Origin of the sequence: Streptomyces dangxiongensis (assembly GCF_003675325.1) — a bacterium.
Taxonomy (GTDB): domain Bacteria; phylum Actinomycetota; class Actinomycetes; order Streptomycetales; family Streptomycetaceae; genus Streptomyces; species Streptomyces dangxiongensis.
The window spans coordinates 6,190,562-6,203,797 of record NZ_CP033073.1; the positions used below are offsets into that span (position 1 = coordinate 6,190,562).

Annotated in this window: 15 protein-coding genes; 11 read left to right on the forward strand and 4 right to left on the reverse strand. The window is 72.8% G+C overall.

Annotation, left to right across the window (positions count from 1 at the left end; all coding sequences use genetic code 11):
• Positions 1-148 precede the first annotated feature (148 nt).
• The 6 genes from D9753_RS27935 to D9753_RS27960 are packed head-to-tail and all read left to right on the forward strand — an operon-like array spanning position 149 to position 5,723.
• Complete coding sequence (locus D9753_RS27935) at positions 149-1,282, forward strand: ParA family protein (protein ID WP_121789521.1); 1,134 nt, start codon at positions 149-151, stop codon at positions 1,280-1,282.
• Positions 1,267-1,815 (forward strand): hypothetical protein, encoded by a 549-nt coding sequence (locus tag D9753_RS27940; RefSeq protein WP_163010810.1) that lies wholly within the window; start codon positions 1,267-1,269, stop codon positions 1,813-1,815. The genes D9753_RS27935 and D9753_RS27940 overlap by 16 nt, the downstream gene beginning before the upstream one ends.
• A gap of 18 nt (positions 1,816-1,833) precedes the next feature.
• A complete protein-coding gene (locus D9753_RS27945; protein ID WP_121789523.1) occupies positions 1,834-2,925 on the forward strand; it encodes a segregation and condensation protein A in 1,092 nt (363 codons plus the stop codon).
• Entirely contained in the window at positions 2,922-3,572 is a 651-nt protein-coding gene (scpB, locus tag D9753_RS27950; RefSeq protein ID WP_121789524.1) for an SMC-Scp complex subunit ScpB, read from the forward strand. The genes D9753_RS27945 and scpB overlap by 4 nt, the downstream gene beginning before the upstream one ends.
• 12 nt (positions 3,573-3,584) lie before the next feature.
• Positions 3,585-4,649: a pseudouridine synthase gene (locus D9753_RS27955; protein ID WP_121789525.1), complete on the forward strand. Its 1,065-nt coding sequence runs from the start codon at positions 3,585-3,587 to the stop codon at positions 4,647-4,649.
• Positions 4,650-4,703: 54 nt separating this feature from the next.
• On the forward strand, positions 4,704-5,723 hold the full coding sequence (locus D9753_RS27960; protein WP_121789526.1) for an ADP-ribosylglycohydrolase family protein: 1,020 nt from the start codon (positions 4,704-4,706) through the stop codon (positions 5,721-5,723).
• On the opposite strand, the gene D9753_RS27965 is transcribed toward D9753_RS27960, so the two are convergent.
• Entirely contained in the window at positions 5,706-6,491 is a 786-nt protein-coding gene (locus tag D9753_RS27965) for a nucleotidyltransferase domain-containing protein (protein ID WP_121789527.1), read from the reverse strand. The two genes, D9753_RS27960 and D9753_RS27965, sit on opposite strands and share 18 nt — an antisense overlap.
• 22 nt (positions 6,492-6,513) lie before the next feature.
• Positions 6,514-7,011: a Rieske (2Fe-2S) protein gene (locus D9753_RS27970; protein ID WP_121789528.1), complete on the reverse strand. Its 498-nt coding sequence runs from the start codon at positions 7,009-7,011 to the stop codon at positions 6,514-6,516.
• Positions 7,012-7,157: 146 nt separating this feature from the next.
• On the opposite strand from D9753_RS27970, the gene aroH reads away from it, so the two are divergent.
• The 5 genes from aroH (at position 7,158) to der (ending at position 11,605) form a co-directional block, all read left to right on the forward strand.
• Positions 7,158-7,520, forward strand: a complete 363-nt coding sequence (aroH, locus tag D9753_RS27975; RefSeq protein WP_121789529.1) for a chorismate mutase — start codon at positions 7,158-7,160, stop codon at positions 7,518-7,520.
• Positions 7,517-8,602: a prephenate dehydrogenase gene (locus tag D9753_RS27980; RefSeq protein ID WP_121789530.1), complete on the forward strand. Its 1,086-nt coding sequence runs from the start codon at positions 7,517-7,519 to the stop codon at positions 8,600-8,602. Before aroH ends, D9753_RS27980 begins: the two co-directional genes overlap by 4 nt.
• 98 nt (positions 8,603-8,700) lie before the next feature.
• Positions 8,701-9,396: a (d)CMP kinase gene (gene cmk / locus D9753_RS27985; RefSeq protein WP_121789531.1), complete on the forward strand. Its 696-nt coding sequence runs from the start codon at positions 8,701-8,703 to the stop codon at positions 9,394-9,396.
• Entirely contained in the window at positions 9,393-10,046 is a 654-nt protein-coding gene (locus D9753_RS27990; protein ID WP_121789532.1) for a lysophospholipid acyltransferase family protein, read from the forward strand. The genes cmk and D9753_RS27990 overlap by 4 nt, the downstream gene beginning before the upstream one ends.
• Before the next feature lie 77 nt (positions 10,047-10,123).
• Positions 10,124-11,605: a ribosome biogenesis GTPase Der gene (gene der / locus D9753_RS27995; RefSeq protein ID WP_121789533.1), complete on the forward strand. Its 1,482-nt coding sequence runs from the start codon at positions 10,124-10,126 to the stop codon at positions 11,603-11,605.
• 66 nt (positions 11,606-11,671) lie between these two features.
• Here the strand turns inward: der and D9753_RS28000 are convergent, their stop codons facing one another.
• Both D9753_RS28000 and D9753_RS28005 read right to left on the reverse strand, forming a co-directional pair.
• Positions 11,672-12,064 (reverse strand): hypothetical protein, encoded by a 393-nt coding sequence (locus D9753_RS28000; protein ID WP_121789534.1) that lies wholly within the window; start codon positions 12,062-12,064, stop codon positions 11,672-11,674.
• Positions 12,065-12,132: 68 nt separating this feature from the next.
• Positions 12,133-12,933 carry a hypothetical protein gene (locus D9753_RS28005; protein ID WP_121789535.1) on the reverse strand — a complete coding sequence of 267 codons (801 nt, stop codon included), beginning with the start codon at positions 12,931-12,933 and terminating at the stop codon, positions 12,133-12,135.
• Positions 12,934-13,236 lie beyond the last annotated feature (303 nt).

A 13,236-nucleotide genomic window follows, 5' to 3' on the forward strand; every position in this document is an offset into this window, starting at 1 on the left:
GTGTTGCTGCGGACCGCCGACACGCCATAGAGTCGCCAACCGTCGGCATGGTGCCACGCTGACCTTGTCTAGAAGTTTCCTGGTCACCAAGGAGGTAAGACGACTTGTGAATGAGTCGACATTTTCTCCCGGGGGTGGTCAACCAGGAATGCCGGTACGGGGCCAGGACCCCACGGGATTCGAGGCTGTCGGCTCCGTAGCTGTGCGCACCTTCGCAGCCCACCAGAGTCCGGAGCCGCAAGCGGACCGGACAGCACACCAGAGCATGGATGGCCATCACGTGAACGCCATGGCCGGCGACGGAAGTGGCGCGCCCCACAACCAACTCGCCGACTACGACGACCTGCCCGAGGGGCACTTCTACGACCCCGACGCCGAGTACGAGCCCGATCCGGAGTACGCGGCCACGCTCGCGCCCGACGCTGCCCGCCAGCGCCGTGAGCGCGTCGGCCCGACCGGCCGTCCGCTGCCGTACTTCCCGATCCCGGGCCCGCTGACCGACCACGGCCCCGCGAAGATCATCGCGATGTGCAACCAGAAGGGCGGCGTCGGCAAGACCACGTCGACCATCAACCTGGGTGCCGCGCTCGCGGAGTACGGCCGGCGCGTGCTGCTCGTGGACTTCGACCCGCAGGGCGCGCTGTCGGTCGGCCTCGGTGTCAACCCGATGGAGCTGGACCTCACCGTCTACAACCTGCTCATGGAGCGGGGCATGTCCGCGGACGAGGTCCTGCTGAAGACGGCGGTCCCCAACATGGACCTGCTGCCCAGCAACATCGACCTGTCGGCCGCCGAGGTCCAGCTCGTCTCCGAGGTCGCGCGCGAGTCGACGCTCCAGCGGGCCCTGAAGCCGCTGCTGCCCGACTACGACTACATCGTGATCGACTGTCAGCCCTCGCTCGGCCTGCTGACCGTCAACGCCCTGACGGCCGCGCACAAGGTGATCGTGCCGCTGGAGTGCGAGTTCTTCGCCTTGCGCGGTGTGGCCCTGCTGACCGAGACCATCGAGAAGGTCCAGGAACGGCTCAACCCCGAGCTGGAACTGGACGGCATCCTCGCCACGATGTACGACTCGAGGACCGTGCACAGCCGTGAGGTGCTCGCACGTGTCGTCGAGGCGTTCGACGACCACGTCTACCACACGGTCATCGGGCGCACGGTCCGCTTCCCGGAGACCACGGTCGCCGGTGAACCGATCACCACGTACGCCTCCAACTCCGTAGGTGCCGCCGCCTACCGCCAGCTCGCCAGGGAGGTGCTCGCCCGGTGTCACGCCGAGTGAGTCTGCCCGGGGCCGACGAACTGTTCCGCACGACGGGGGGGACGGCGCTCCAGCCGTCCGGCCCCCGGCGCGGGGCGAACGGTGAGGCCCGGGTGCCGGCTCCCGCGGGGGAGAGCGACGAGAGGGCCGCCGAGGACGGGCCGCAGTCGGTGCCCGTCCAGGGCGGTGACGGAGAGGGTGCGGAGCACGCGGCGGCCGAGGCCGAGCCGGGCGGGTCCGGTGAGTCCCGCACGCGCCCGGCGCGACGGCAGGACGCGGCGGAGGGCACCGATCCCGCCGGGCAGCCGCGCAAGCGCGGGCGGGCGGCGGCCCGGCGGCCCAGCGGGCGCGAGCGGCACGACGAGAAGATCACCGTGTACGTCTCGGCCGAGGAACTGATGGACCTGGAGCACGCCCGTCTCGTGCTCCGCGGCGAGCACGGGCTCGCGGTGGACCGCGGGCGGATCGTCCGCGAGGCGGTGGCCGTGGTCCTGGCCGACCTGGAGTCCCGCGGGGACGCGAGCATCCTCGTACGACGGCTGCGCGGGCGGTAGCGGTAGCCTGCGGGGGCCATGACCTCGAACGCAGCCCCCGCCCCCGGCGCATCCGCCGGCCGCCGGCGTGCGCTGGGGCGGGGGCCGGGCGCTCCCCGGCGCGGACCGGAGGACGCCCCCGGGACTCCCGGCGGTGAGCCCGCACCCACCCGGAGCGAACCGAAAGCCGCGGCGCCACCCACTCCAGGAACGCCGCAGGAACCGCACGGGCCGCGAGAGCCGCAGGGGCCCCAGGAGCCCGCGGAGCCCTCCGCGCCCCGGGAGGCTGCCCAGTCCCTCGCGCCGCAGGAACCGCACGCGCCCTCCGGCGGTGTCTTCACGGTTCGGCTCGCCAACTTCGAGGGGCCCTTCGATCTGCTCCTCCAGCTCATCTCCCGGCACCGGCTGGACGTCACCGAGGTCGCCCTGTCCCGCGTGACGGACGAGTTCATGGCGCACATCCGGGCCATGGGGCCGGACTGGGACCTGGACCGGACGACCGAGTTCCTCGTCGTGGCCGCCACGCTGCTCGATCTGAAGGCGGCCCGGCTGCTGCCCGCCGCCGAGGTGGAGGACGAGGGCGACCTGGCGCTGCTGGAGGCGCGGGACCTGCTGTTCGCGCGGCTGCTCCAGTACCGCGCGTACAAGCAGATCGCCCGCATCCTCGACCGGCGGCTCGACGACGAGGCCCGGCGCTATCCCCGTACCGTCGGCCTCGAACCGCAGCACGCCGAGCTGCTGCCCGAGGTCGTCATCAGCATCGGTCCCGAGGGTCTCGCCGGGCTGGCGGTCAAGGCGATGCAGCCCAGACCCAGGCCGCAGGTCTACCTCGACCACATCCACGCCCCGCTGGTCAGCGTGCAGGAGCAGGCCGGGATCGTGGTGGCCCGGCTGCGGGAACTGGGCGAGGCGGACTTCCGGACGCTGGTCGAGGACACCGACGACACCCTCACGGTCGTGGCCCGGTTCCTGGCCCTGCTGGAGCTGTACCGGGAGAAGGCCGTCGCCCTGGACCAGGAGGCCGCGCTCGGACCGCTGCTCGTGCGCTGGACCGGTGACGGGGAGGCGGCGCCCGTGGTCACCGACGAGTTCGACCGGCCGCCCGAGCGGCCCGAGGAGAAGAAGGCATGAGCGAGGAGACCGCGGAACCGGCCGCGGGGCCCCGGACCGCCGCCGGCCTCGACCTCAAGCCCGCCCTGGAGGCGATGCTCATGGTCGTGGACGAGCCCGCGACCGAGGAGCACCTGGCGAGGCTCCTGGAGCGGCCGAAGCGGAGAATCGCGGACGCCCTGCGGGAGCTGGCCGACGAGTACACCGCGCAGGGCCGCGGCTTCGAGCTGCGGTTCGTCGCCGGTGGCTGGCGTTTCTACACCCGCGCCGCCTACGCGCCCGCCGTCGAACGGCTCGTCCTGGACGGCCAGACCGCCCGGCTCACCCAGGCCGCGCTGGAGACCCTGGCGGTCGTCGCCTACCGCCAGCCGGTCAGCCGCAGCCGCGTCTCCGCGGTGCGCGGAGTGAACTGCGACGGTGTGATGCGCACCCTCCTTCAGCGCGGTCTGGTCGAGGAGGCGGGCGCGGAACCCGAAACAGGTGCGATCCTGTACAGGACGACGAACTACTTCCTGGAGCGGATGGGCCTGCGCGGCCTGGACGAGCTTCCGGAACTCGCGCCCTTCCTCCCGGAGGCGGAGGCGATCGAGGCCGAGACCCAGGAGGGAGTCCCGTCGTTCGAGCCGGACGCGCCCGACGCGCCCGGCGCAGACGACGCAGACGACTAAGACGGAACTTTGATGCGAAGCAGCGGCAGCGGCAAGAGCGGTGGCGGACGCGGGAACTACCGCGGGGCCGGCAACGGCAGGGACGACAAGCAGGGGCAGGGCCGGCCCCGTAAGCCCCGCCCCGAGGAGCGCCGCTACGACGTGGGCCCCGGGGCCACCACGGACGGCCCCAAGGCGGGCCGCGGCGGCGCCGCGCGCGGTGGCACCAAGGGCGGCCCGAAGCGGCCCCAGCAGGGCGGCCGTACGGCCCCGGCGCGCTCGCGTGAGTACGAGACGCGGGTGGAGGAGCGCAACCGGGAGCGGTACGCGGGCAAGCCGGACATCAAGCTGCCCAAGACCTTCCCGGGCGCGGAGCAGGAGGGCGAGCGGCTCCAGAAGGTGCTCGCGCGCGCGGGCTACGGCTCCCGGCGGGCCTGCGAGGAGCTGATCGAGCAGTCTCGCGTCGAGGTGAACGGCGAGATCGTCACCGAGCAGGGCCGCCGGGTGGACCCGGAGAAGGACGAGGTCAAGGTCGACGGCCTGACGGTCGCGACGCAGTCGTACCAGTTCTTCGCGCTCAACAAGCCCGCCGGTGTCGTCTCCACCATGGAGGACCCGGAGGGCCGCCAGTGCCTCGGCGACTACGTCACCAACCGTGAGACGCGGCTCTTCCACGTCGGCCGGCTGGACACCGAGACCGAGGGCGTCATCCTGCTCACCAACCACGGCGAGCTGGCGCACCGTCTCACCCACCCGAAGTACGGCGTGAAGAAGACCTACCTGGCGGCGATCGTCGGTCCGATCCCGCGCGATCTGGGCAAGCAGTTGAAGGACGGCATCCAGCTGGAGGACGGCTACGCCCGCGCGGACCACTTCAGGGTGGTCGAGCAGACCGGCAAGAACTACCTGGTCGAGGTGACCCTGCACGAGGGCCGCAAGCACATCGTGCGGCGCATGCTCGCCGAGGCCGGCTTCCCGGTCGAGAAGCTGGTGCGCACCTCCTTCGGTCCGATCACCCTCGGCGACCAGAAGTCGGGCTGGCTGCGCCGCCTGTCGAACACCGAGGTCGGCATGCTCATGAAGGAAGTCGACCTCTAGAGCACCTTGCCGTGATCACCATCCCCGTTTATTGTCATAATGACGATAAAGGGGATGGTGAACCGCGTGTCACAACGAGCCGCGACCGGCGCACTCCTGGGCCTGGCCCTCGGGGACGCCCTCGGTTACCCGACCGAGTTCAAGACCGTGCCGGCGATCCTCGCCGCCTTCGGGCCCTGGCGGACGCTGGAGCCGGCGCGGCCCGCCCTGGTCTCCGACGACACCCAGATGACCCTCGCCCTCGGCCGTGCCCTCAGGACGGCCACGGAGCGCGGCGACCTCACGCCGAGGGGGTTCGAGCGGCCACTGCGCGAGGAGTTCGTGGCCTGGTACCGGTCACCGGAGAACGTCCGCGCCCCCGGCGGCACCTGTCTGCGGGCGTGCGCCCTGCTCGCGGAGCCCGACCGGCCCTGGCAGGACGCCAGCCAGGCCGGCTCCAAGGGCTGCGGTGCCAACATGCGGGTCGCCCCCGTCGGCCTCGCCCCCCGACTGAGCGGCGAACAGCGGGCCGGCGCCGCCCAGTTGCAGTCCGCGCTCACCCACGGCCACCCCACCGCGCTGGCCGCCTCCGACCTCACCGCCCACGCCGTCCACCTGCTCGCGCGGGGCACCCGCCCGGCGGAACTGGTCGACGCCCTGCGCTCGTACGCCCTGGACCACCGCACCCATTACCATCACGGCTGGCTCGGCGACCTGTGGACCCGCGCCGGGGACCCCGGCCCCGAGCAGTTCATCGCGCGCGGCTGGGACGAGTGCCTGGCGGTCCTCGACCGCCTCCGGGAGGCCGTACGGACCGTCTCCCCGGAGACCGACCCCTGCCTGGCCACCGGGGAGGGCTGGATCGCCGAGGAGGCCCTCGCCACCGGGCTGCTGTGCTTCCTGCTCTTCCCCGACGAGCCCGTCACCGCCCTGCGCCGGGCCGCCTGCACCGCCGGCGACTCCGACTCCATCGCCTGCCTCACCGGCGCCTTCGCGGGCGCCCGGCTGGGCGCCGGCGCCTGGCCCGCCGACTGGACCGGGCGGATCGAGTACCGGGCGGATCTGCTGGCGCTGGGATCACTCTGGGACGCCTAGGCCGGGACCCGGGTGCAGGCCTGCGGGGTGTCCAACGACGCGCCCCGCACCCGGAACGTCCCGCACCGACCGCCGGTCCGGCTCCGCCCGGAGGGCCGACGCCCGGCGCACCCGGTGCAGGAAGTCGGCCACGCGCGCGTGGTCCGGCTCCGGCGGCAGCGGGCTGCCCCGCAGGGCCTCCTCGGCCTCGGCGGCGAGCCGGACCATCCGCCGCTCGACCTCCGCCCACGGCACCTCGCCCCGCTTCACCGCCAGCAGCGCCTCCCGCCGGTTGCCGGCGCCGATCCGCAGCTCGCCGGTGCGCGTCAGGTCCCGGGCGCTCGCCAGCAGCCGCAGCAGATGCATCGCGTGCTTCCAGCGCGGGGCGCCCGTGACGCGGACGTCGGCGTCGAGCTTCCTGCGCTGGCCGAGGGCATAGCCGGTGAACGTGTCGTAGGCCCGGCGCGACAGGAAGGCGCCGCGCAGGGACAGCAGCTCGCGGCCGGTGTCGTCGACGTGCTCCACCAGCGGGGAGTGCAGGCACTCCAGGATGTTCGGGTTGCCGCGCAGCCCCAGCTCGCAGAACCGCTCCAGCTCCCAGGAGAACCGCTCCTCACCCGGCCCCTCCACATGCGTCGGCGGCTTCTCGAACCGCCAGAACAGCGGGGTGGGGGCGACGAACACGCCCCGCCGGTCGGTGTCGCTGGCGTCCGTGGCCAGACCGAAGGCACGGGAGCCCATGACACAGGCGTAGACGGTGTGGTCGCGTACGAGATCCTGCGGCTGCATTCCCGGAGCCTACGCGGGCCCCTCAGGCCAGCCGGATCGACTGTCCCCGCACGGTGATCCGCTTCTCGGGCAGCGGCCGGGTCGCGGGGCCGTGCGCCACCGAGCCGTCGGCCACGCGGAACCTGCTGCCGTGGCAGGGGCAGTCGATGGTCCCGTCCGCGACCTTGTTCACCGTGCAGCCCTGGTGCGTGCAGATCGCCGAGAAGGCCTTGAACTCGCCCTTCGTCGGCTGGGTGACCACGATCTTCCGGTCGCCGAACACCTTGCCGCCGCCCACCGGGATGTCGCCGGTCCGGGTCAGCTCCGCACCGCCGGCCGAGGACGGGGAGCCGCTGGGCGAAGCGGAGGACGGGGAGGCGCTGGGCGGGGCGGACGACGGGGAGCCGCTGCCGGCCCCGGTGGGCGTGGCGGACGACGAGGAGCCGCCGCCGCTCTTGCCGCCGCCGCATCCCACGCATCCCAGGGCGAGCGCCCCCGCGCTCGTCGCCAGAACCGTGCGCCGGGTCGAGGGCTGGGTCATGTCACGCCTCCCTGCAGGACGTCAAAACGGTAGACAGCGGTACGAGCGCATCGTCTCAGTGACCGGGCGGCGCACGCCCGCCCCGCGCGGGCTGACTACGCTGGACGGACCAAGAACACACACGTATGTCAGCGAGGAGCAGCACCGTGGCGGTACGAGCGGTCCGGGGGGCCGTCCAGCTGGAGCGCGACGAGGCCGGACACATGGAGGAGCAGGTCGGAGCCCTGCTCACCGCCGTCCTGGAGCGGAACGGGCTGACCGCCGACGACCTCATCAGCATCTGGTTCACGGCCACCCCCGACCTGCACAGCGACTTCCCGGCCGCCGCCGCCCGCGGGCTCGGCCTCGTGGACGTCCCGCTGATCTGCGCCCAGGAACTGGACGTCGAGGGCGCCATGCCCCGCGTCGTGCGGATCCTCGCCCACGTCGAGTCGGACACGCCCCGCGCCGGCATCGCCCACGTCTACCTCGGCGCCGCGGCCGGCCTGCGCAAGGACATCGCCCAGTGAGGACCGCACTCGTCATCGGCACCGGTCTCATCGGTACCTCCGCCGCCCTGGCCCTCGTCCGGCGCGGTGTCACCGTCCACCTCGCCGACCACGACCCCGACCAGGCCCGTACGGCCGCCGCGCTGGGCGCCGGCACCGACGAGGCGCCCGAGGGCCCGGTCGACGTGGCGATCGTGGCCGCCCCGCCCGCCCACGTGGCCCGGGTGCTCGCCGACGCCATGCGCCGCGGCGTGGCCCGCGGCTACCTGGACGTCGCCAGCGTCAAGGGCGGCCCCCGCCGCGAGCTGGAGGCGTCCGGCCTGGACCTCACGACGTACCTCGGCACCCACCCCATGTCCGGCAGGGAGAAGTCCGGCCCGCTCGCCGCGACCGCCGACCTCTTCGAGGGCCGGCCCTGGGTGCTCACCCCGACCCGGGACACCGACACCGAGGTGCTGAACCTCGCCCTGGAACTGGTCTCGTACTGCCGGGCCGTCCCGGTCGTCATGGACGCCGACGCCCACGACCGCGCCGTCGCCCTCGTCTCCCACATGCCCCACCTGGTGTCCAGCATGGTCGCCGCGCGCCTGGAGCACGCCGAGGAGGCCGCCGTACGGCTGTGCGGGCAGGGCATCCGGGACGTCACCCGGATCGCCGCCTCCGACCCGCGCATGTGGATCGACATCCTCTCCGCGAACCCCGGCCCCGTCGCCGACCTGCTCTCCGACGTCGCCGCCGACCTCGGTGAGACCGTTCAGGCGCTGCGCGCCCTCCAGTCCGGCGACGACGACAAGCGGCGCTCGGGCGGCGCCGGCATCGAGGACGTGCTGCGCCGGGGGAACGCCGGCCAGGTGCGGGTGCCCGGCAAGCACGGCAGCGCGCCCCGCGTGTACGAGAGCGTGGTCGTCCTCATCGACGACCAGCCCGGCCAGCTAGCCCGGATCTTCGCGGACGCGGGACGGGCCGGGGTCAACGTCGAGGACGTGCGCATCGAGCACGCGACGGGACAGCAGGCCGGCCTGGTCCAGCTCATGGTCGAGCCGAAGGCGGCGGCGACGCTGAAGGAGGCACTGAGCGAGCGGGGCTGGGCCCTGCGGCAGTGAAGCCCGGTGAGGGCGCCTGCCGCGAGCCAGTAACCTTGTGCGGGGCGCCCTCGCGTCCCGCCCCCGCCCACCACCCTTCACCAGGAAGGTGCCCTCCCGTGGAAAACGGCGCCGCCCCGACCGCCAAGCCCGTGATCGTCGCGATCGACGGTCCGTCCGGCACGGGCAAGTCGAGCACGTCGAAGGCCGTGGCCGCGCAGCTCGGCCTGAGCTACCTGGACACCGGCGCCCAGTACCGGGCGATCACCTGGTGGATGGTGAACAACGACGTCGACCTGGCGGACCCCACCGCCGTCGCCGCCGTCGCGGGCAAGCCGGAGATCGTCTCCGGCACCGACCCGGCGCACCCGACCATCACGGTCGACGGCGTCGACGTGGCCGGCCCGATCCGCACCCAGGAGGTCACCTCCAAGGTCAGCGCGGTCAGCGCGGTCCCCGAGGTGCGCGCCCGGATCACCGAGCTCCAGCGCTCGCTGGCCGCCGCCGCGGAGCACGGCATCGTGGTCGAGGGCCGGGACATAGGTACGACCGTCCTGCCGGACGCCGACCTGAAGATCTTCCTCACCGCCTCCCCGGAGGCCCGTGCGGCCCGCCGCAGCGGTGAGCTGAGGAACGCCGACGTCCACGCCACCCGCGAGGCCCTGATCAAGCGGGACGCGGCCGACTCCAGCCGCAAGACCTCGCCGCTGGCCAAGGCCGACGACGCGGTCGAGGTGGACACCACCGAGCTGACCCTCGCGCAGGTCATCGAGTGCGTCGTCACCCTGGTCGAGGGGAAGCGGGCCGGGAAGTGAGCCGTCCCCCGGTACCGTCGGAGCGGGGCGCCGAGATCGGGCGGCGCATCGGCGTCGGCCTCATGTACGGGCTGTTCCGGCCGCGGGTGCTCGGCGCCTGGAAGGTGCCCGCGACGGGTCCGGTGATCTTCGCGGTGAACCACTCCCACAACGTCGACGGCCCCATGGTCATGGGCGTGGCGCCCCGGCCGACGCACTTCCTGATCAAAAAAGAGGCGTTCATCGGCCCGCTGGACCCCTTCCTGACCGGGATCGGCCAGTTGAAGGTGGACCGCGCCATCGCCGACCGCGGCGCGATCACCCGGGCCCTCGGCGTGCTGGCGGCCGGGGGAGTGCTGGGCATCTTCCCGGAGGGCACCCGGGGGGAGGGCGACTTCGCCGCGCTGCGCGCCGGGCTGGCCTATTTCGCGGTCCGCGGCGGGGCGCCGATCGTGCCCGTCGCCGTCCTGGGCAGCTCCGAGCGGCGCGGACGACTGGTCAAGGCGCTGCCCCCGCTGCGCTCCCGGGTCGACGTCGTCTTCGGTGACCCGTTCGACGCGGGCGACGGCACCGGGCGGTGCACGCGCGGCGCGCTGGACGAGGCGACGGAACGGATCCGCAAGCAGCTCACCAGCCACCTGGAAAACGCCAGGCGCCTGACCGGGCGCTAGGCGACACTTGAGTAGTGGATCAGCCCAGGAGGGCCGCTCCACCGATCACCACGAATGAACGACGAGGTACGGACTTCATGAACGACGACATCCAGCCCGACGGCTCGGCCGCGCACGAGTACGAGCACGGGGCTCTCGGCGACGCCGAGTACGCGGAGTTCATGCAGCTCGCCGCGGAAGAGGGCTTCGACATCGAGGACGTCGAGGGCGCCATCGAGGCGGCGGGCCACGGCCCGCTGCCCGTGCTCGCCGTCGTCGGCCGCCCCAATGTCGGCAAGTCGACCCTGGTGAACCGGATCATCGGCCGTCGCGAGGCGGTCGTCGAGGACAAGCCGGGCGTCACCCGCGACCGTGTCACCTACGAGGCCGAGTGGGCCGGCCGCCGCTTCAAGGTGGTCGACACCGGCGGCTGGGAGCAGGACGTCCTCGGCATCGACGCCTCCGTGGCAGCGCAGGCCGAGTACGCGATCGATGCGGCCGACGCGGTCGTCTTCGTCGTCGACGCCAAGGTCGGCGCGACCGACACCGACCAGGCGGTCGTCCGGCTGCTGCGCAAGGCGGGCAAGCCGGTCGTGCTGTGCGCCAACAAGGTCGACGGCCCGAGCGCCGAGGCGGACGCGACCTACCTGTGGTCGCTCGGCCTCGGCGAGCCGCACCCGGTCTCCGCCCTGCACGGCCGCGGCACCGGCGACATGCTGGACGCCGTCCTGGAGGCGCTGCCGGAGGCGCCCGAGCAGACCTTCGGCACCGCCGTCGGCGGTCCGCGCCGCATCGCGCTCATCGGCCGCCCGAACGTCGGCAAGTCCTCGCTGCTGAACAAGGTGGCCGGGGAGGAGCGCGTCGTCGTCAACGAACTGGCGGGCACCACCCGCGACCCGGTCGACGAGCTGATCAAGCTGGGCGGCGTCACCTGGAAGTTCGTCGACACGGCGGGCATCCGCAAGCGGGTCCACCTCCAGCAGGGCGCCGACTACTACGCCTCGCTGCGTACGGCCGCCGCCGTGGAGAAGGCCGAGGTCGCGGTCATCCTGATCGACGCCTCCGAGAACATCTCGGTCCAGGACCAGCGCATCGTCACCATGGCCGTCGATGCGGGACGCGCGATCGTCCTCGCCTTCAACAAGTGGGACACCCTGGACGAGGAGCGCCGCTACTACCTGGAGCGGGAGATCGAGACGGAGCTGGCCCAGGTCGCCTGGGCGCCCCGGGTCAACGTCTCGGCCCGCACCGGCCGGCACATGGAGAAGCTGGTCCCGGCGATCGAGACGGCGCTGGCGGGCTGGGAGACGCGCGTCCCGACGGGCCGCCTGAACGCCTTCCTCGGCGAGCTTGTCTCGGCCCATCCGCACCCCGTCCGGGGTGGCAAGCAGCCGCGCATCCTCTTCGGCACCCAGGCCGGCACCAAGCCGCCGCGGTTCGTGCTCTTCGCCTCGGGCTTCATCGAGGCGGGTTACCGGCGCTTCATCGAACGCCGCCTGCGCGAGCAGTTCGGCTTCGAGGGCACCCCGATCCACCTCTCGGTGCGGGTGCGCGAGAAGCGCGGCGCGAAGAAGAAGTGACGGCGGTACGCCGCGAAGGGCGCTCCCTGGCTCTCCAGGGGGCGCCCTTCGCCGTGCCCGCGTCCGTCACACGCCCCGGCGCGGTCCCGGCGGCAGGGCCGCCGGGACGTAGTGCGTGGTGGTGTCCTGCTGCCGCCCGAGCGTGCCGACCCGCTGCCACTGCGACTGCTGCCGGGCGCTGTAGGCCCCCGCGCTGTAGGCGCTGTAGGAGCTGCTGAAGGACCCGGCCCGGTGACCGCCGTACCCGTCCGTGCCGTCCGGGAAGTCGCCGAAGGCACTGAACCTCAGCCCCTCCTCACCGCTGCGGTCCCCCGGGAGCGTGCGGAAGGTCCTGACCCACTCCGCGTAGAGCGAGTCGTAGATCGGCGTGGCCGAAGATCCGCCGGACGGTTCGTGGCCCGTCCGGGGGGACGGCACGGAGGAGAAGGACCGGCGGGGAGGAGTGTCGTATGCGTGCACGTATGTCCAAACGACCGGACGTGCAAAGGGATGCGGCCGGCGCGGTCGTGCGGCTGTCCGGGCAGCCCTCAGGTACCGGCGAGGGGGAGCGCCGCGGCGACCAGCCTGCCGTGGGCGGCGGCCCTGTCCAGCGCGCCGCGCAGCAGGTCCTCCCGGGGCTGGCGCCCGATCGACCCCACCGGCGCCGCGAACAGAAGCGCCTGCTGGTGCTTGTTGGCGGCGGCCCGCCAGCTCTCGGTCACCTGGAGCGGCTGGTGCGCCTGCCACCAGGCCACCGGCTGGCCCCCGTTGAGCGACGGCTGGAGCACCGCGTGCAGTTGTCCCACGGCCAGCAGGACGGACCAGCCGTGCAGCACCGGCGGGACGGACGCCAGCTCGGTCACCGGCGTGAAGCCCTGCTCGACGAGGAGCGGGAGGAATGCGTCACCGGTCCCGGTGGTGCCCGGACGCGCGATCGCCGAGGTCGGCTCGACGACGAGCGCGGGGTGCAACTCCCCGTCGACCAGTACCAGTCCGCTGGTCACACCCAGCACCGCCTGCTCGGGGACGGTCACGTGCGGCGCGCCGGCGGCGTCGGCACCGGCCATCTCACCCGCGGCGCCGATGGACCGGACGGCTCCCTGCAACTGCTCCTCGGTGACCTGGACGACCTGCGAGGGCAGGCAGCCGGCGTGGGCGAAGGCGAGGACGGCGGTCTCGTCGCCGACGAACAGGACGGTGCTGGTGCGCTCCTGCTTGGAGTCGCCCGGGGTGCGGCATGACGTGCAGTCGTAACTGCCCGGGGCGTTCTCTCCGGCGAGCAGCCGGTCGGCTTCTTCGTCACCGATCTCGGCGCGTACGTCGTCACTGACGTCGAGCATGCGCGGCACGGGTGGCTCCCTCGGAATGCGGTGCGGGGATCGGCCGGGTGGCTCCCGGCCGATGAGCCCCGGGGTTCCGGGCTCATGAAGAAGACAACGGGCGTCCTGTGGTGGGGGTCACGCCCCGGAGAGCACCGGTTCGAACCGCCTGCCGCATACGCTCACGATGGGTATGTGAATGATTGCTGTGTGTAGTTGATGCGTCGCACGAGAGGTCTTGATCGGGTGAGGTGGGTCACAGGTCGTTCGGCCCCGTGGTCGACTCGTCCGGACATAAGGGGATGAGGTGGGTGTCCGGAAATCGCCGCTACC

Bases quoted from the DNA above. Each gene is read 5' to 3' on its own strand.
- D9753_RS27935 (WP_121789521.1), top strand. From the start codon at position 149: ATGCCGGTACGGGGCCAGGACCCCACGGGATTCGAGGCTGTCGGCTCC.
- D9753_RS27945 (WP_121789523.1), top strand. From the start codon at position 1,834: ATGACCTCGAACGCAGCCCCCGCCCCCGGCGCATCCGCCGGCCGCCGG.
- scpB (WP_121789524.1), top strand. From the start codon at position 2,922: ATGAGCGAGGAGACCGCGGAACCGGCCGCGGGGCCCCGGACCGCCGCC.
- D9753_RS27955 (WP_121789525.1), top strand. From the start codon at position 3,585: ATGCGAAGCAGCGGCAGCGGCAAGAGCGGTGGCGGACGCGGGAACTAC.
- D9753_RS27960 (WP_121789526.1), top strand. From the start codon at position 4,704: ATGGTGAACCGCGTGTCACAACGAGCCGCGACCGGCGCACTCCTGGGC.
- D9753_RS27965 (WP_121789527.1), bottom strand. From the start codon at position 6,491: ATGCAGCCGCAGGATCTCGTACGCGACCACACCGTCTACGCCTGTGTC.
- D9753_RS27970 (WP_121789528.1), bottom strand. From the start codon at position 7,011: ATGACCCAGCCCTCGACCCGGCGCACGGTTCTGGCGACGAGCGCGGGG.
- der (WP_121789533.1), top strand. From the start codon at position 10,124: ATGAACGACGACATCCAGCCCGACGGCTCGGCCGCGCACGAGTACGAG.